At 44.1% G+C, this 19,374-nt stretch carries 13 protein-coding genes; 3 read left to right on the forward strand and 10 right to left on the reverse strand.

Annotation, left to right across the window (positions count from 1 at the left end; translation table 11 throughout):
* Positions 1-189: 189 nt before the first annotated feature.
* The 7 genes from hisC to AAA943_RS04815 all read right to left on the reverse strand — a co-directional run bounded on the left by hisC (position 190) and on the right by AAA943_RS04815 (position 8,891).
* The gene (gene hisC / locus AAA943_RS04785; protein ID WP_338223093.1) at positions 190-1,242 is read right to left on the reverse strand and encodes a histidinol-phosphate transaminase; all 1,053 of its coding nucleotides are present in this window, start codon (positions 1,240-1,242) and stop codon (positions 190-192) included.
* A complete protein-coding gene (hisD, locus tag AAA943_RS04790; RefSeq protein WP_338223094.1) occupies positions 1,239-2,534 on the reverse strand; it encodes a histidinol dehydrogenase in 1,296 nt (431 codons plus the stop codon). The genes hisC and hisD overlap by 4 nt, the downstream gene beginning before the upstream one ends.
* A 25-nt stretch (positions 2,535-2,559) precedes the next feature.
* Positions 2,560-3,420, reverse strand: coding sequence for an ATP phosphoribosyltransferase (gene hisG, locus AAA943_RS04795; RefSeq protein WP_338223095.1), 861 nt, complete (start codon positions 3,418-3,420; stop codon positions 2,560-2,562).
* A gap of 316 nt (positions 3,421-3,736) precedes the next feature.
* On the reverse strand, positions 3,737-6,016 hold the full coding sequence (locus AAA943_RS04800; protein WP_338223096.1) for a S9 family peptidase: 2,280 nt from the start codon (positions 6,014-6,016) through the stop codon (positions 3,737-3,739).
* 98 nt (positions 6,017-6,114) lie between these two features.
* Positions 6,115-6,669, reverse strand: a complete 555-nt coding sequence (locus AAA943_RS04805; protein ID WP_338223097.1) for a DUF4287 domain-containing protein — start codon at positions 6,667-6,669, stop codon at positions 6,115-6,117.
* A gap of 3 nt (positions 6,670-6,672) precedes the next feature.
* Positions 6,673-7,668 carry an endonuclease/exonuclease/phosphatase family protein gene (locus AAA943_RS04810; RefSeq protein ID WP_338223098.1) on the reverse strand — a complete coding sequence of 332 codons (996 nt, stop codon included), beginning with the start codon at positions 7,666-7,668 and terminating at the stop codon, positions 6,673-6,675.
* 77 nt (positions 7,669-7,745) lie between these two features.
* The gene (locus AAA943_RS04815) at positions 7,746-8,891 is read right to left on the reverse strand and encodes an acyltransferase family protein (protein ID WP_338223099.1); all 1,146 of its coding nucleotides are present in this window, start codon (positions 8,889-8,891) and stop codon (positions 7,746-7,748) included.
* 203 nt (positions 8,892-9,094) lie between these two features.
* Between AAA943_RS04815 and AAA943_RS04820 the strand changes: the two genes are divergently transcribed.
* Together AAA943_RS04820 and AAA943_RS04825 are read left to right on the forward strand one after the other, a co-directional pair.
* Positions 9,095-10,474, forward strand: coding sequence for a S8 family peptidase (locus AAA943_RS04820; protein ID WP_338223100.1), 1,380 nt, complete (start codon positions 9,095-9,097; stop codon positions 10,472-10,474).
* 197 nt (positions 10,475-10,671) lie between these two features.
* Positions 10,672-11,820: a S8 family peptidase gene (locus AAA943_RS04825; RefSeq protein WP_338223101.1), complete on the forward strand. Its 1,149-nt coding sequence runs from the start codon at positions 10,672-10,674 to the stop codon at positions 11,818-11,820.
* Here AAA943_RS04825 and AAA943_RS04830 read toward each other — a convergent pair.
* Complete coding sequence (locus AAA943_RS04830) at positions 11,795-14,005, reverse strand: tetratricopeptide repeat protein (protein ID WP_338223102.1); 2,211 nt, start codon at positions 14,003-14,005, stop codon at positions 11,795-11,797. The genes AAA943_RS04825 and AAA943_RS04830 overlap by 26 nt on opposite strands.
* Positions 14,006-14,157: 152 nt before the next feature.
* On the opposite strand from AAA943_RS04830, the gene AAA943_RS04835 reads away from it, so the two are divergent.
* On the forward strand, positions 14,158-16,479 hold the full coding sequence (locus tag AAA943_RS04835; RefSeq protein ID WP_338223103.1) for a family 20 glycosylhydrolase: 2,322 nt from the start codon (positions 14,158-14,160) through the stop codon (positions 16,477-16,479).
* 25 nt (positions 16,480-16,504) lie between these two features.
* Here AAA943_RS04835 and AAA943_RS04840 read toward each other — a convergent pair whose 3' ends face one another.
* Together AAA943_RS04840 and AAA943_RS04845 are read right to left on the reverse strand one after the other, a co-directional pair.
* Positions 16,505-17,245, reverse strand: a complete 741-nt coding sequence (locus AAA943_RS04840) for a sugar isomerase domain-containing protein (protein ID WP_338223104.1) — start codon at positions 17,243-17,245, stop codon at positions 16,505-16,507.
* A 12-nt stretch (positions 17,246-17,257) separates the two neighbouring features.
* Complete coding sequence (locus tag AAA943_RS04845) at positions 17,258-19,372, reverse strand: c-type cytochrome domain-containing protein (RefSeq protein WP_338223105.1); 2,115 nt, start codon at positions 19,370-19,372, stop codon at positions 17,258-17,260.
* Positions 19,373-19,374 lie beyond the last annotated feature (2 nt).

Here is a 19,374-nt window from a genome sequence, read left to right on the forward strand (position 1 = left end):
CTTGTTTGATTAAAATTTCGATTTGGTACCTTTGCTCTGGGCTGAGATGATTGAATTTCTGCATGACAACACTAATTTAATTCTTCAGCCTAAGGAAGGAAGCCTAGGCTTCTTTCCTTAAACCTTTAGTGTTGCACTTATTACTTGAATCTGGAATTTTCCAATCTTGTCATTTTTCAATCTTTCAATTCAACTACAAACTTTACTCAAAGCCTTTAGCAGCGCTTTATTTTCCTCCCTCGTTCCCACAGTGATCCTTAGACAATCTACACATAGCAACACTTTTGCCCGGTTTCTTACAATAACCTTTTCCTCAATCAAATCATCATACACTCGATTGGCATTTGGGATTTGCACCAAAAGAAAATTGGCATGGGAAGGATGAATCTTTTGGACAAAAGGAAACTTTTCCAATTCCTCATGCAAGAAGTCTCTTTCGGAAAGGATGTCCCGGATCATTCGATCTACTTTGGCTTTGTCCTTAATTGCCGATAAAACGGTCTCTTGAGTCAAACCGGATATATTGTAAGGAGGCTTGATTTTATTCAAAATCCGAATCAGATCTTCACTACCAAAGGCCATTCCCAGTCTGAGAGAAGCTAATCCCCAGGCTTTGGAGAAGGTTTGCATTACCAAAAGATTGGGAAAGCGGGATAGTTCCGTGGTAAAGCTTGGCTCATCACTGAAGTCAATGTAGGCCTCGTCCACGACTACTAATCCGGGGAATTTTTCCAAGAGAAACAGGATATCGGCCCGCTTCATCTTGTTTCCGGAGGGATTATTGGGAGAGCAGATGAAAAGAATTTTGGAGTTGGCGTCTGCTGCTTCGAGGATTTTTTGGGGTTGAAGTTGAAAATCGGTTGTTAGTGAGACTTTTCGGATTTCCACGTCATTGATATGGGCGCTTACCTCGTACATTCCATAAGTGGGAGGAAGTAAAATCACATTGTCTTTTCCAGGATTACAAAATGCCCGATAAAGCAGATCGATGGCTTCATCGGATCCATTTCCCAAGAATATCTGACTGGGTCGAACTCCCTTTATTTTTGAGATTTCTTCCTTAAGTGCACTTTGATACGGGTCAGGATACCGGTTGAAATCTTCAGATGTGATGGATCCAAATGGGTTTTCATTGGCATCCAAAAAGACCCCTTCCTTGCCGGTATATTCGTCTCTGGCCGAGGTATAGGGCTGAAGCCGAAGGATATGTGCTCTCAATAATGAGTTTAGATCGAAGCTCATTTTTTGTTTTCTTTCAGGTAGTTAAGCCTAATAGTGACTGCGTTTTTATGTGCATCCAGTTGTTCATTGGCGGCCATGATTTCTACAGCAGGACCCAGAAGTTTTAGACCTTCAGGGGTAATTTTCTGATAGGTCATTTTTTTAACAAAGCTATCCAGAGATACCCCGCTGTAGTTTCTGGCATAGCCGTAGGTCGGCAGAGTGTGATTGGTGCCCGAAGCATAATCACCAGCTGACTCAGGAGTGTAATTGCCAATAAATACCGATCCAGCATTGTAAATCGCATTAACTGTTTCTTCCTCGTTTTCCACGGCGATGATCAGGTGCTCAGGGGCATAGTCATTGATCAGATCAATGGCAGCTGAGGAATCTTCCATTACCACAGCTGTGGAGTTTTGAAGGGCTTTGAAAGCAATGTCCTTTCTGGAAAGTTCTTCGAGCTGGGTATTGATTTCTTTGAGGACCTTTTTGGCAAACTTCTCCGATGGGGTCACCAAGACCACTTGAGAATCCACTCCATGCTCGGCCTGAGAAAGTAAGTCGGAGGCTACAAATGCCGGCACGGCAGATTCATCCGCATAGACCAAAACCTCAGAAGGTCCCGCAGGCATGTCAATAGCTACCCCATATTTAGTGGCTAGTTGCTTGGCAGCAGTAACGTATTGATTTCCTGGACCGAATATTTTATCCACTTTAGGCACGGAAGTGGTGCCAAAGGTCAACGCCGCCACTGCTTGGGCTCCTCCCACTTTGATGATTTTGGTAATGCCAATCCGATTTGCAGTATAGAGAATTGCCGGATGGATTTTCCCTTCCCTATTCGGAGGAGTGCAGAGCACAATTTCCCTGCAACCGGCCAGTCTGGCCGGAACTCCCAGCATCAATACGGTACTGAAAAGCGGGGCCGTTCCTCCCGGAACATACAATCCCACTCGTTGTATAGGCACGCTTTTTCTTTTGCAGGTCACTCCCGGCATCACTTCCAGAATCAACTCTTCACTGGCCTGTGCTGCGTGAAATTTCTCAATATTGGCTTGGGCGGTATGGATGGCCTCTTTCAGGTCATCGCTGACTAACTTGGAAGCAGCCTCAATCTCTGCCGCTGAGACAATCAGCTGTTCCAAACTCACATGATCGTATTCCTGGGCGAATTTAATCAAGGCTTTATCCCCAGTCCTTTCTACTTTTTTAAGAATAGGCTTGACGATTTTATTGATCTCTTTGCTTTTCTGTACAGGTCTAGCCAGTTGCTTTCTCCACTTTTCCGGACTAGGATTGACCAAAAGTTTCATAAGGTTCTTGAATTTAGCTATATTCTTAAATGACCATTTTTTCTATAGGAACGACCAGAATTCCTTCTGCCCCCGCAGCGCGGAGTTCCTCTATATTTTCCCAAAATTGATCTTCACTCAACACCGAATGGACCGAGGACCATCCCTCTTGTGCCAAAGGAAGGATGGTTGGACTTCTCATTCCGGGAATCAATTCTATCACTCTTGAGATGGAAGAATTGGGGACATTCATGAGCACGTATTTATTGCTTTTTCCTTTTTGGACAGCATTGATGCGAAAAAGCAATTTGTCCACAATGGCTTTTTTCCAATCGGCCATATCCTGATTTCCGATCAATACCGCTTCGGATTTGAAAATCTCTTCCACTTCCTTCAGTCCGTTCATCAGCAGGGTGGAGCCGGAACTCACGATATCGCAGATTCCCTCAGCCAAACCAATGCTTGGAGCTATCTCTACCGAACCACTGATTTCGTGAATTTCTGCCTTTATCTGCTGGGACTGAAGGTAATCGCCGAGGATTTTGGGGTAGGACGTAGCAATGTTTTTCCCTTGAAAATAGTGAATTCCAGGGTACTCTTCCCCTTTTGGAATAGCCAAAGAAAGGCGACACTTGGAAAATCCCAGCTTTTTGAGTGTAAGGACATCTTTGTCTTTTTCGACCAGTTCGTTTTCACCTACGATTCCCAAATCTGCCACACCGTCAGCAACATAGCCGGGTATGTCGTCATCTCTGAGAAAAAGAAACTCAACCGGAAAGTTGGTCGCGGTAGATTTGAGTTTTCCGGTTCCATTATAAAACTTGATGCCACACTCTTTGATCAGACTGAGTGAGTCATCGGATAATCGGCCGCTTTTCTGCACGGCAATGCGGATGATTTGTTCCATGGGGACAAGTTACGCTAGTAAAGTTTTTGATTTAAGAAAATTTGGTGAATGGCCGAATCCCTGTCATCGGCACCACCGGATGGGGGTGTAAATGTATTCCTCTCAAGAGGAATGATGGAAATGATGCAGCATGGGTGCATGCTGGGAATTCGTAAAAAATTCAATATTTCTATTGGAGTTTTCCATTTTCGATGGCAAATATAGGTCTGACTCCACAACATGCAAGGCGGGAGAAAGTTTTTTCTGAGAATAATTTACTTAACCCTATTTGTGTTTCCACTACTTGGAATACTTTCCTATATCCCTTGATCAAAATTCATTTTCCAAGCTGAAGCTGATAATGACGGATCGGTTTTTCTTCCATCAGGTGCTCTATGAAATAATCCCAGCGCTTTTTGGTGAAGTAATCCCCCGGAGGTCTTCCAAAACTGTGATTTCGGCTCGGCCAGATGAAAAGATCAAAGTCTTTTCCCGCCTTGATGAGTTCCTCAGCAAATTTAAATGTGGCAGAAGGGTTTACATTTTCGTCAATTCCACCATGGGCGAGCAGAAGATGGCCTTTTAGGTTTTTGGCATTGGTGATATTGGACTGCTCGTGGTAATAATCTCCCACCGGATAGCCCATATACATCTCCGGCCACCAGGCTTTTTCCATCCGAAAATCATGGTCCCCTGCTGAGGCAACTCCCACTTTGTAAAAATCCGGATGCAAAAGCATGGCCCGACCAGCGTCGTATCCCCCCGCAGAATGTCCGAAAATTCCAACCCGGTTGATGTCAAGAAATTTTTCTTTTTCAGCAAGTTGAGTAATGGCCAATACATGGTCAGTCGTTCCATCTCCCAAGTTAGTATAACTCACATCTGCAAAGGCTTTGGATCTCCCAAAACCCCCCAAACCATCCACGGTGACGACTACAAACCCAAGCTCGGAAGTAGCCTGTTGATGACCAAAAAGGGCTGATTTGAAGGATTTGGGAACCGTGGAGGTGTGTGGTCCGGTGTAGGTGTAGTCAATGACAGGGTATTTCTTCTTCGGATCAAAGGAAGTAGGCAGGAAATAGATGCCGTGTATTTCCGTTTTTTGGTCTTTGGCCTTGGCAGTGAAAGAGACAGGGAATTTATAGCCTCGATTTTTGAGATTGGTCAGGTCTGCTTCCGAGATTTTATAGACTTGTTCGCCTTCTGTCAGGTCAATCAGGACCGATTGGGTCGGCAGATTGGGTGAGGAAAAATTATCGACGGCATACTTTCCGTCAGGAGAAATGTAAATCTCATGGTGGGCATTTTCAGGAGTCAGCAACTGTAGTTCAGACCCGTCCAGATTGATCCGATAGAGATGATTGAAATAGGGATTTCTACCCGCTTCTCTTCCTGAGGCCTCAAAATAAAGTTGTTTTTTCTCCTCATCCCAATAGGTGATTTTATGGACTACAAATTCTCCTAAGGTAATGGGATGGATTTCTTTTCCTGTATTCCAGTCAAAAAGATGGAGTTGATTCCATCCGGATTTTTCGGAATTGAGAATGAACTGCCCGTTTTCAAGTCTCTGAAACTCGAAATCCCGATTGACATGGGTAGGGGAGGATTCAGAATAGACTTTTCGGATATCTCCCGTCTGCGAGTTAAGCTCTATCAAATGGTAGGATTTAAAACCTCTGGGAAGAAAGAATCCGGTCAGGCTTTGGCTGTCCGGAGACCAGCGGAGGTTGATTCCGATGAAGTGGGGAGAGGTCAATTGTGGGAAAAGCCTTTCGGTCTGACTTTCCACATCAAAAAGTACGGGGATGTATTGGACCACAGTACTGTCTCCTGGAGATCCTCTGTAGTAAGAAAGCAAGTCAGGTCGGAATTTTTCCTCTTTACTGAAATCAAGCAGATACATCTTCTCTGCCAAGCGAAAATCCACGATTTGGGTAAAGATCTTTTTGGAATCGGGAGACCAATTTACGGTAAAGCGGAAAGGCCTAACTCCGTTTTCACCCTCAATCAAATCACTCCAGCCGTAGGAAGATGCGTACTCAAAGTCCTTTGTGCCCAGTTTGCTCAGTTGGATTTCTTCTCCCGTCTGGAGATTCTGGACAAATAGGTTGTAGTTGCGGGTAAAGGCCTTCCATTTTCTATCCGGGGAAAAGGACTCCATCTCATTTCTCGGACTAAATGGAATCGAGGAAAGCGAGTTGTCTTTGGTGTTCCATGTCCAGTCCTGGTTTCTCCATCGGAATCCAATAATGTGGCTGTTTCGGGTAGAGGTAAACTGGATTGGGAGATTTTTGGGATCCAGTTTTTCCCCTGTTTTTTCAAAGATCAGCTCGCTCAATCTGTCCGGGTCAAAAGCTTCCTCGGTTTTTAACGTCCGTATTTTGGTCAGATAGAATTTTCTTCCTTCTCGAGTAAAGGTCGAGTGAAGGAAGCTTTCGCTTCCGGATTGCCAATTGGGAATCACTTCCAAGTGATAGATCTCTTTCTCCAGATTGGAGCTGAGAAAATATTCGGCACGACGATAGGTGTCTTCGGAGATTTGGGCGTAAACCAAATTGGATAGGAAAACAACAGGAATCAGTAACGCAACCGGTGGGATAAATCTTTTTGATTTCATGGTCGGGCAATAGGCTGAATGGGAATTTACCCAAAAGAAAAAAGGATCAAACCGGTTTTTTACAGGTTGATCCTAAATTTTAATGAAGGCAAATAGGGTTAACCAGCGGCAGTATAGGCTTTTTTTAGCCAATCGACTACTTCCTGGGTGAATTGCTCTTCGTGGTTGAGGATGATTTTGTGGCTGCACATGGCATTGGATTTGGTTTCTGCTTCCAAAATTCCCTGTGCAGCTTGGCCTTTGAGATTGATTCCGATTTCGAAGCGTGTTTTCGAAGCTGGAATAAGCATGGCAAATTGCTTTTTTCGTTTCACGCTTACGTAGGCATTTTTCGGGGCAAGTTCTACGTCTTTTCCAAAGGTCTCGATTTCGGCCTTTAGCTTTTCAAAAATGGGCCAAAAGTGTTCTTTTCCCGTGTATTGCTTTTTGACAAGATCATCGGAGTCTTCTGCAGACCCTGCATCCGATTTTAAGGCTTTGTGAGCTACCAGATTGGCAAAGCCATGAGTGAATCCGTGCTCTGTCTTGAGAAATTTGAGTATTTCTCCGTGTTTTTGAAGGTTTTGTTTTTGGACTAGGACAATCCATTCTTCCAAGGATTTTCCTGTGTTTTTCTGAAGATTGTCAATCATCGTTTGGGTGGCTGCATCCATAGGCTAGGGGAAGTTGAGGGTAGAGACTATAGGAAAATGATCGGAGACCTCAAGAAGTGGACTCCGGACAGACTGAACCGAAGGATCGGATTTTTCCAGATAAGGATTCCAGACTTTTCCCTCCACGACCTGAATCTGTCTACTGACCAGTATGTGGTCGATGAGTACATTGAATTGATCCTTGGTGATTTTATCCGTAAACCGGGAGGAATTAGGGGTCCACCCATGGGCATTGAGTTTGGGTTTTGGAAGGATCGGCTTGAGGATGAAATCCGGCTTCCAGAGGTCTCCAAGGAGGATTTCCACAGCGCTTTTAGAAAAGCGGTTTTCGTAGAAATCCAACTCAAATCCATCATTAATGTCTCCCATGACAATGACCGGATGGTTTTTTTCCAGGTATTGATCGCATCGCTGACGGATATGGGCACATTCTGCAAAAAGTCTCAGTCGGTCTCTTTGGGATAATTTTTCATACCTGGCAAAGTCCACCTTGTCGAAAATTCCTTTGGATTTGGTATGGGCAAGGATGATTCGGGAAAGAAAGCGATTTTGACTGTCCAAAAGACTCAATTCCAAAGGCGGTCGATAGTGTTTGTATTGTTCCTTGATCAGTCGATCTGTCGTGTCCATGAGAAAAGGCCGGTCAAAGCGGTCGTTTTCGGCTGTTTCAGGAGTAAAAATGGCGCGTACTCTATCAGGCTTAAAAATTGCACACAGCTCTTGCTGCCCGGGTGAGGGAAATCCATGAACTGCCTGGAAAGGTTGATTGGGGATGAATTCGGAGGTCCAAGCTTCCAGTTGGGCTGTGGCTGTTTTGGACCCATTGACCAGCGTGTCCGGACCTTCCACAATTCCCATAAAATCCGGATCTACCGCCTGAATAATCCGGGCAAGTTTTCTGCTTCTTTCTCCTTCCTTTCCCCCTGTTTTTGGGGATCCATCCGGTTGGAAAAGATCCCTCATCCAAGCTATGTTATAGACGGCTATTTTGTATTGCATGGGAGGAAGTTTAAGTGACCAATTGATCTTGATTTCACAGATACCCACCTAGCTAAGGCTAGCGTGCCTGCATTAGCTTATACTTTGATATAGATCTTTCGCTTGTCCATTCCGTAACCGATCACCCAAATCAGCAACATGTAGGAGATGGCAAATAGGAAGGAGGCATTTTTTGGACTTAGCCAAGAGGTGTAAAAGGAGCTGTAAATCCATCCTTGCAGAGAACTTTCACCTACCGGAATCATAGAAAATACAGAAATTACGACCCCGGATAGCACGTATAGGATTAAGGGGTTTCTTCCAAAAGCCTGAAAGAAATACGTCCATCCTGACCACTTTCTAATTTCAACAACAAAAACCAAGAAGCCCAAAAGACTCAGATCCCAACCCACGGTCAATAGGACATATGGACTGGTCCAGATTTTCTTGTTGATCGGGAAAAAGATATCCCAGAAATAGCTTAAAGCAATGCTGAACACACCCAAAATGACAAGGGATTGCACGGTTTTGAGTGTATTCCCATTTTTCTGAATAAATTTGCCTACCATAAATCCTGCAATCACATTTACCGTGGAGGTCAAGGTACTCAGAATGCCCTCTGGGTCAAATGGAATCCCTTCTCCCATATACATTCTTTTTTCTCCGATCAGCGCGAGATCCAGTTTGATCTGTGCATTGCCTGTGAGACTATAGGGATCTGTTGCATCACCGAAGAAATACATGATGGGCCAATAAATAATCAATGCTGCACCGGAGAATATCCAACCTCCCTTTTCCCCACCCCAATACAAGGTCAAGGCAGCGAGAAGATAACACAAGGCAATACGTTGCAAAACGCCCAAAAGCCTCACCTCAGAGAGATCAATAAAGGCAATCTTTCCAGCTTCATTGTAATCAAAGAAAGGAAAGGCATTGAGCAGCCAACCAATAAGGAAGATGAGAAATGCCCGCTTAAATACCTTTTTGTAAAACTGACCGGGACTCATATCCTTAAGTTTTTTCAAGGCAAAGCTCATGGCATTGCCGACCACAAAAAGAAAGGTCGGAAAGACCAAATCCGTTGGGGTGAATCCGTGCCAATCCGCATGGGCCAAGGGTCCATAGAGGTTTCCCCAATCTCCCGGGGTATTGACGATAATCATAAAGGCAATGGTCATGCCTCTAAGGACATCCAAAGCGAGGTAGCGGTTGCTGAGGATTTTGGATTGATGGTCGATGGTCATTTTTGGGGATTTTTAATGCAGATCAAAAGATAATTTTTCTGTAGTGAAGTTTGTCAATTCTACCCTCAGTTTTTTTGTGTCCTATTTCTTCGATTTATACTTTTTTGACTTAGAAAATTATAAAAAGAATGGATTTATTGAATTATTTCTATGTATATTTTCTCGTAGTTCACATATTGACTTTTGTCTTTAATCTTTTGACTATGAAAAATTTATTCTTAGTAATCATCGGCTCAATTTTTCTTTTTTCCTGTCAGGAAAAGGAATATGCACTGGACAAGACGGATTTGGAGAATTTAAATCCTTACGGAGTGGAAGATTCTACCATTATTAAGCATTCCTATCTGGTCTTTTTAAATCAGGATAAATACAAGCCTATACTTGATGAGTTTCCCCTTGGTCCTAAAAGTGAAAATGAAGAGGTAATAGAAAAAGCGACTTTGGCCAAAATCAATTCAATTACCAAATTGGCAAAAAACTATGGGCTGGAACTTGATCCGGAGCAGGTCTTTGTAGATGCCGTATCGGGTTTCTATTTCCAAGATTCCTCCAATGCGATCATCAGGAAGCTATTGACTCAAAAGGGGAATGGAGATATTGAAGATGTGCAGTCGGATTTCTTTTTCTATTTGCAAAACCCCAGAGCTAGAATGCAAAACGGCAACACACCGCTACCACAGACTATTCGGGCTAGAATGCAACAAAATCCAAGTTGGGGCTACAATGTAGCCGGCTACACGAGTGAAGCGGTCTTGTATTTGGGAGGAGGGCAACTTCGAGACACGGCTCAGGTATCGAGTGCAAAAGTATGGGTCATTGATTCAGGGATTGACTCCAATCATCAGGATTTGATAGGCCTGGTAAATATGAGGTTGAGTAAGTCCTTTGTGGATGGTTCACCTGGAAATGACAGCTGGGGACATGGCACCGCTATGGCAGGCGTGATCGCGGCCATTCCCAAAAACATCAATTTTTCTAAAGATACCACTCTCATTGGGATGACAGGGGTATCACCGGGTGCTGAATTGGTTTCCGTGAAAGTTTTTGGGAAAAATTCTGAGGCCAGTTACTCCGATATTTTGCGTGCACTCAACTACATCATCAGAAATAAGGCCAAACAAGGGGATATAGTCAACCTAAGTTTGGGCAATAAAATCAGAAATTGTCATCAATATGGTCTGTTTTCGACAATATGGAGAATGGCTAAAAATGGCATTTTCTTTTCAATAGCTGCCGGAAATTCCTTTGGACCTTCCTCTCCTGTGTCCGCTTCGCAATACCTTCCTGCCTGTGCAGAAGGAGAAAACATATTTACCATCGCCTCATTCAAACTCGACTACCCTACAGAGGAAATTAAGTACTCCTACTACTCCAATTTTGGAAATCCTCCAATTGATTGGGCCATACCCGGTGATTATATTTTCACTACCTATCCTGAAAACAATAAATATGCGGTCATGGAAGGCACCTCTTTGTCTGCCGCGCTGATGTCAGGATTATTGCATTTGACTAGGGGAAATCTGAATACGAAAACATCAATAGTAGATTCACTCGGGACCTCCTATCCTGTTCCAGAAAGGTAATTCCCTCCATTCAGTCTTTTCATTTGGGAAAAGTAACTGATTTAGTTCCGAAAAAACTGGAAACTGATCATCAGTTTTTGGACCAAAAGCAAATACAACCAATTAATTCAATATAAATGAAGAATACATTTACAATAATCTTGTTTTTTAGTTTAGTCGTTTCTGCCCATTGCCAACACAAAAAATACGTTATCCTGATGAGGGATTCTTTCGAAGAACCCATCCGGAAAAGCCGAATGAATAGCGAAGACAGAGATACCCAAGAAAAAATCAATAAACAGATTCGCGACAGAAAACTTGCCCGTGTCAACCAGTTTGCACAGGCAAGACGATTGAGTGCCAATCGGATCAAACCCTTTGCCGACGCTGGGGTGGGCTTTGTGGCTGAGTTGGACCCAAATCAAGTTCGGGAAATCGAGGAAGATCCCGAGGTAGAAGGGGTTTTTGAGGATTTTGTCATGCAAACTCGGGCAAGGATGCAGACTCGTGCCCGAATGCAAGGGGCTGAATTGAATAGCGAAGACTATTACAATCCCTCCATTCAGGCCAGTTGCGCCGTGGGCCTCATGGGAGGTTCAGAATCATTTAACGGCAGGAGATCTGCGATTTGGATCATAGATTCTGGAGTAGATGCCCGGCATGTGGACTTGAATGTGACGCGAAACCGCCGATTGGCCGCTTCCTTCGTCCCCGGAGATTCCAATCCGTTTGAAGATTTGGCGGGACACGGTACCCACTGTGCCGGATTGGCAGCGGGCCTGGGAAAGGGAAATCCCGGAGTGCGGGGCATGTCTGCTGGGGCGATGATTATACCGGTAAAAGTTTTGGATAAGGGCGGTTACGGCTCCTGGTCCAATTTGGTTTTGGCTTTGGATCATGTAGAAAAATATGGCCAAAAGGGGGATGTGGTATTGATGAGTTTGGGAGATTCCGGAATCCCAAATTGTCCCGATTCCAACCCCTTTTTGAGTCAGGTAATTTCCGATTTGTCTGAAAAGGGCCTATTCATTGTCATGTCTGCAGGCAATGATAGCGGGCCAGCCAATCAAAATCTTCCAGGCTGCATAGATGGACCCAATATCTTCACCGTCGGTTCCTATGACTTTACTTGCGAAGGATTTACCGGTTTTAGTGCTACGGGCAACTGGGGTTCTCCATCCATCGATTGGATGGCGCCTGGAGAGAATTTGTTTTCTACCTATCCCGGAAATCAGTATGCTGTGATGTCAGGCACTTCTATGGCAGCTGCTTTGGTAGCCGGCTTGATCCATTCCAAGGGAGGTGCTCCTTCCTCTATCAGAAGGGAATCCTTCCAAGGAGTTATTTATCCCTTTGCAGGGAGGTAGAATTCAGTTCCTGATTGATTCGATTGAGGTCATCTCTGATCTGGGAGATGATCTTTTTGTATCGGCTGTCATTTTTTAATCCTTCAAAGGCAGGATTGAACTCCGCAAAAAAGTAATCTCTCCACCCTCTCTCGTAGGCGATTTGTAAATATTTGATGGCCTCAGGATATTGGTTTTTTACAGCATATGCAGTGGAGATTTCCAAGGGGAGGTAATACTCCTCTGAACCTAGGCTCATGGCTTCTACTTTAATCTGAACAATGGCATTCAAAAGAGAGTCAGCGAATTGATTTTCTCCCCGTTTTTTTAACAGGTAGGCGTAATTGATGGGCGTGCTGTAGAACTTGTCAAATCCTGATTTTAAACTTCTGTTGATAGAAATGCTCCAAACATTAAAAGCAGAATCATATTCATTGGAATAGAATAAGATTGAGCCTGCCACCCTCACGTGGAATTCGGAGCTATCCTTGAGTGAAAGCAGGTCCAGCAATTGAAGTGCCTCTTCTTTTTTTCCCTGCTCGATCAAGGAAATGCCCTTTAACTCATAGGTAGTCGAATTTTTGCTGATTTCCAGAGATCGGTCAAAGTATCGATTGGCTTCCTTGAATCTGCCCAGGATTTTGTAAATCCATCCCAAATTCTGATAAGGCAAATGAGAACTTGGACCCAGATCAGCGGCTTTTTTCTGTAGATTCAAGGCAGCCAGTAGATTGCCACTGGCAAAATTGGTAGTAGCCAAATTCCCTATGGCATCGCTTAGATTAGGCTGAAATGACAATGCCGTTTCCATAGTATTTCTGGCTTTGGTGTATTGCCCCAAATCATAATAGACCATGCCCCGTGCGCTATAGCCCTCGGCAAGCTTTGGCTCCAACTCCAAGGCCTTGGAGCTCATTTCCAAACTTAAATCATACCAAGGACCTTTGGGCTCGTCGTAGGCTATCTGAAAATAGGTTTTGGCCAGCCAAGTGTAGGCCAAGGCATAGTTTGGATCTAGATTTATGGCTTTTTTAAGCAATTCTGCCGCTTCGAAAAACAAATTCGAATCGCCAAATCCTGCGTAGTACAGCTGTTTTGCCTGGAAAAGCAAATCGTATGCTTCTGCATTGGCTGTTTCTCCTTTCCCTATCTGAATGGACTCCTCAGCAGTCAGTTGAGCATTCAAAACTCTGGCGATATCCCTTGCGATTTCATTTTGAATTTGGGTGATATCCGGTCCCTGTCTGGTATACTCATCTGTCCAAATGTTTTTGTTTTCATCTGTATCGATCAGTTGGAGTTTAAATCTATATCCAGAATTAAGCTGCTCCACTGTACCCTTGAGAATGGTACTCACATCCAGAGCATTAGCAAGGGAGTCCAAGGGGAGAAGGGCACCTTTGTATTCTGCCATAGTCAGGTAGGAAATGGTCTTGATGGAATTGATTTTGGTCAATTGCCCAATCAGATTCTCGGTCAATCCGTCCGTGAAGTAGTCAAGTTCCGGATTTCCGCTAAGGTTGACGAAAGGCAATACAGCCACAGATTTGTCTTTTTCCCAGACGTTTCCTTTCCAAAATACCGAATAAGTCACCATCGTAAGCAACAAAAATACGATTCCGATGCCCATCCAGTATTTCCATGGACTTCGCTCCTGATACCTGATGTTTTGAAGGACATCTGCTCTTTTGGGAATAGCGAGAGGAGGAATGGTCAAAGCATGGAGTTCTACTTTTTGTTCGACATTTTTGAGATTAAATCCTCCTAATCGAACAGTCTGATCGGTAATGTCTTCTGAAAGGGTCCGGTGAAGCTGATCCGAAAGAAGAATACTGGAGGGTATTCCGACACTTTGGATCCTGGAACTTTGATTGACCGCATCACCAAAGACATCCCCATGGTCAAAAATAATGTCTCCGCAGTGCAGCCCGATTCTCAACTGAAATTTTCCTTTGACGATGATCTCCCGCTGGATTTCCAAAGAAGCTTTGATTGCTCCTTCAGGATTTTCAAAAACACCCAAAATTCCGTCGCCTAATTCCTTGATGATTTGTCCCCCATGTTTGGAAAAGATTCGCTGATGAACCTTTAGGTTTTCTTTCATTAGCTGAAAAGCCCCGTCTTCGTCCTTTCCCATCAATCGGGTGTAGCCCACGATATCCGAAAAATATACTACTGCCTGTTTTCTGATTAAGTTTTGATTCATAAAATCAGTAAAGAAAATAGCTTTCCCTCTGCACGGATTAAACTAGGTAATTTTGATGTCATAAAAAAATACAATTAAGCCTTAAAAAATGTCAGTTATATGAATTCTGGTCAATATTTTTATCCTTATTGCAATCACCTTTTCTTTGTTCTATGCGGTCAATCTATAAAGCGGTTTTCCTTTTGGCCCTCATTCTTGGCTATTTGGAATCCTTTGGGCAAGTATCTGCCCGATGGGAATTGGTTGAAAATCAATTCGGAAATCAGGAATACCACCAAGCCAAGCTCACGCTCATCAACACTTCGGATAAGACCTTGGAAGAGGGGTGGAATCTCTATTTTAACACGATATTTATTTCTGTGGCCACTCAATCTCTGCATGAAGAATTAAGGTTTAGGCATTTACAAGGGGATTTTTTTGTCATAGAGGGGAAATCCAAGTCACCGGCTATGGCCCCTGGGGACACTTTGGTCATCCCATACAAAAGTCAAGGAGCATTTTTGAAAAACTCCTATGCACCAGAGGGGCTGATCTTCGAGCGGGCTGACCGCTCCTTTTTTGAGGTCAGGGAATACCAAACTCAATCCCTAAGCAAGCAGGATCTCTTGCAAATGATTGAAGAAACTTCCCTTCCTGTTGCTCATGAAGAAAACCTCATTTCCAAAAAAGAATGGGAAGAAAGCCAGCTTCCTCCTTTTTTACCCTCACCCAAGCGATGGAAATACCATGGTCCAACAGGTCGAGTGAAAAATGCAGGCTTGGGGGTGGTAGGAGATCCTGAGTTTTCGGATGTTGCGGCTTTTTTGCTTCAGCGTATCAAAATGGGCTACAAGCCCAAGATAAACCGAGAGGAAAAACCAATCACCATCCAAGTGAATCAAGTGGACGGGCTGGGAAAAGAAGCCTATCGGATTCGGATTGAAGATCGAAAGGTGGTCATATCAGCCACGTCTGCACAAGGTGCGCTGTATGGGGTCCAGTCCTTTTTGGCCATGATGCCAGCTGATTTTTGGGGAAAAGGAACGGATGAATTGCTTCTTTCTCAGGTAGAAATTGAAGACGAACCGGCCTTTGGCTACCGAGGGTTGTTTTTGGATGTCGCCCGAAACTTTCAACCCAAGGAACAAATCTTCAAACTGCTGGACTTGATGTCCTTTTACAAATTGAATGTTTTTCATTTCAATTTGGCAAATGATGAGGGATGGAGAATTGAAATACCCGGCTTACCCGAATTGACCGATTTTGGTGGAAGACGCGGATTTTCAAGAGATGAGCAAGATTTTCTTTGGCCTTATTACAGTTCGGGGGCTTATCCCGATCAAAGTCCCAGTGGTACTGGATTCTATTCCAAGGAAGACTTCAAAGAGATAATTTCCTATGCTCACTCTCTTCATATCGAGGTAATTCCTGAGTTGGGAGTTCCTGCCCATTCCCGAGCGGCGATTTTGGCGATGGAAAAGCGCTATCGGGAATTGATGAAAGCGGGAAAACCAGAAGAAGCCCTTCGTTATCGATTGGCAGACCCTGATGACCGATCCGTATACCTCTCTGCACAAAACTTCAAAGGAAACACAGTCTGCGTTTGTCAGGAGTCTACTTATGCATTCTATGAAAAACTGATTCGGGAGATCAAGACCATGTATTCGGAAGCTCAAGTTCCCCTCCTGTCTTGGCATACGGGAGGGGATGAAGTACCTAGGGGCGCATGGAAAGCCTCGCCGATTTGTGATGATTTCTTGGCCAAAAATCCTGAAATCGAGCGTGAAGACTTGAATGATTATTTCCGGTATCGAGTAGCCCAATTGCTCAAGAAGGAAGGAATTGGTCACGGAGGATGGGAAGAAATCGGTCAAAGCCATGAAGGAGAGCAGATCGTTCCCAATGAAAAGTTTTCTGACCAAAATTGGAGGCTATATGCTTGGAATGCAGTAGCCGGCTGGGGAGGGGAGGACATGGCCTACAGATTGGCCAATGCAGGCTATCCAGTAGTAATCTGCTCCAGTGCAAATTTCTATTTTGATTTGGCGTACAGCTGGGACCCGGATGAGCGGGGACATACCTGGAGTGGGGTAGTGGATACCTATCAGGCTTGGAAGACTGTGCCAGGTAGGCTTTACCTTTCTCATGATCAGACCATTGATGGCAATACATGGGATTGGAAGGTAGCTGAAGCCCGATTTGCACCACTGACGGAAAAGGGAAAATCCAATATAATCGGGGTATCGGGTCAACTCTGGACTGAAACGGTCAAATCTCCCGATATGATGGAATATTATCTTTTGCCAAAAATGCTGGGCTATGTAGAAAGATCCTGGGCAGGTGATCCAATTTGGTCTTTCTTGGAATCCGAAGTAGAGATGAAAAAGGCCCGTGCTGAGGAATGGGATGGGTTTGTCTACCTATTAAGGCAAAAGGAACTGCCCCGGCTCCGAGAGCAGTTTGGTGGATTCAACTTCCGGGAAACGGCTGATTAATCCACCTGATTCCCGATAGATAAAGTTACAAGCCTTTGACCTTAGGTTTGTATTTTTCGATCAATAGCTCATTTTCAGCTTCTCCTTGGTCGGAATTGGAGCTGTTGAAGATTTCTGGGTGATTTCCTTCTTCCAACAGCATCCCCACTGCTTGTACCAAAATTGCCTGAAGCAAAGCTGCTCCAATGACCGTAGAAGTAGCACCTACTCGGCTAGAAAAGCCTTCAAATTCGATCGAGGCGTCGCCGATTTCTCCGCAGTTGTCCAGGAAAACATCCGAAACCTGAAAAAGCTTGCTGCCTGAAGAGTGTCTGGAATCCACGGATTTGCTATGAGAGAGATTGGTAATGGTGATGACTTTTGTACCTGCCTTCTGCGCTAATTGGGCCATTTCGATGCTGACCGGATTTCTTCCTGAATTGGATGAAATGATAAAAACATCCTTTTCATTCATCTGGTAGTCTTTGAGCAGCTGCTCTGCATAGCCTTCCTTTCGTTCTATTTCAGTGCTTCCAGAGGCGTCTGCATGGAGCATCAGCGGAGGGTCCAAAATAGGTCTTACCCGTGCAAACCCTCCTGCCCGATAGAAAATCTCTTCTGCCATCATGTGGGAGTGACCGGTACCGGAAGTGTAGATCCATCCCCCGGACTGTATACATTGAGCGATCCAGGTTGCGGCTAGCCGAATTTCACTTTTTTGTCTAAAGGCTTTGTTTAGCTTTTCTTCGATGACTTGATAATACCTTTTGAAAGGCTCCGTTTCCATAAATCAATCCGATTAATACAAATAAATTTCATCCACGAAAACCCATCCCTTGGCCCCAGCTCCGGGATGCCAGAAGGGAAGCCGTTGGATTGGGCTTAGTTTGACTTTGATTCTATCGAAATCCTCCTCGGGTAGGTGCTGACTGAGTAAATCAAATCTGGGTTCCTTGATTTTTTCAGAGACTAAGAGGGGATGGGATTCCAGTTTTTTCCAGCCCTGAATGTTTCCAACCCAAAACTCCGCCTCCGCAGGAGGAAAAATGTAAGCTCCCTCATGAAGAAGAAGTCCGATTTTCAGCTCTTTTGGTGACTGGTTTTCTTCCAGAAAAATTTCCAGCTCCAAGGCTTGTTCTGAGTAACCTAGCCATTCTCCGGAAGTATGATTGGCTTTTCCCTTGATTCCATCAAACAAGGTAGAGGCTCCGTTTGCCTTATATTTTGGATTGGGAAGTGTGATTAGGTTCCAAGATTTGGGGGATTTCCCCTTTTTGAATAGCACGACTTGGTCTTCTTCACTACCTATCCACTCAGCAGCAAAAGCCTTGGTACGAATTGTGGAGGTTTCGTCTATGGAAAATGGTCCTGAGTATAAGTTTGAATTCAGACTGTCAGGTTCTGTTTGGTCTAGGGTGTATCTGATTTGCACACTGGGAATGGGATGCTTGATAGTGACTTTGATTTCATCTTCAAACATCAGCTGATCGTACTCGATTTTGGGAGGATTCAATTGATAGACCACCTGGCTAGCATCGAAACCAAAGTCTATGGCTACCCCAGGTAGCGCTGCGGAAAGCTGATTTTGTTCTTCTTCAGTAAGAGCACTTTGCCAAAAATAAAGGTGAGTTAAATTGAGAAAAGACTCCAAAACGGGTAGGATTTCAGGACCTAGGCTATTTCCTGAAATCGCCAGCCTACGCAAGGAAGGGTTTCCCTCAAGTTTTTTTAATTGGCTTGAACTCACTTCTGAAAAGTTAAGTTGAAGCTCTTCCAAGTGGGAAAGACCATTTAAAACATCCAAATTCACGCCTTTAAGCGGCATTCGGTTGAGATTGACTTTTACAATCTGGTTCTGGACTGATTTCAGCTCATTCAGGGAATTGGGATCAAATGCCGAACTTCCAAAATAAGCTACCTCCAAAGCTGGGGAACCTGGGTAAATGGGCTTAACCTTTCTGAAAAAATTATTCAGTTTTTCCACCTTTTCTGGACTTGCGGCTTCAAAAGAATAGGAAGTTTCAGATGAAAAGCGTTGAGAAGCCAATTGAAATAAAGGAGTGTCCGAAGCCAAGTCTTTCACTTTTTGATCAAAATCAGCCCCCTCGGTCACCCACTGCTCCAGAATCTCCATTTCTTCCTCAGTAAGTTGCGTTTTGTTTTTGGGAGGCATATGTTCTTTATCTTCCAGAGGTAAATGGATTCGCTTGAAAAAGAGAGAGGCCGATGGATCGCCGGCGACCACAAAAGGCCCGCTTTTTCCGCCTTTTTGGATCCCCGAAATCAGATCCAATCTGAGTTCTCCTTTGATTTTGCCTTCTTTATGACAAGCCACACACTTGCTCTCCAGAATTGGCTGTACCATATGGGCAAAAACCTCCGCTTCTTGCAGAGTTACTTCTTCAGTTTCCTTAGCTAAAAGAGGCTCAAAAAGAAAGTCTTCTCCATGAGTAAGGTTGGCACCAAAATGCCCTGCCATGACCAAGATCACAGCCAAAGCTGAAGAGGAAAATTTAAGTGCTTTTATGGATTTTTTGCTTAAAAAATAAATTCCAATAGATAAAAACAACGATATGATTCCCAGCCATTTATGCCAATTAAGTGAGTCTCCGTCATAGTCCTCTGTAGCCAAAATCAAACCGGCTACTACGGTCATCCCAGCCAAATTTGCACCCAAGAGGAGCAAGTTTTTGGTTTGAGATCTCCAATTTATATCCCCAAACCACACCACGCCAACAGCCAATAAGAGGATGACCAAAGGAAAATGGAGGATTAGAGGATGTAGTCTTCCCATGACTTGAACCCATGCTGGGACTAGCAAAGATTCTCCTCCAATGACCAAAATCAAGGTCAAACCTCCCCAAAAAAACAGGAGATTTTCCAGCCAATAAATTGCGTTCGAATACTGCCTCATAA

Origin of the sequence: Algoriphagus confluentis, from assembly GCF_036245625.1 — a bacterium.
GTDB classification, from domain to species: Bacteria; Bacteroidota; Bacteroidia; order Cytophagales; family Cyclobacteriaceae; genus Algoriphagus; species Algoriphagus confluentis.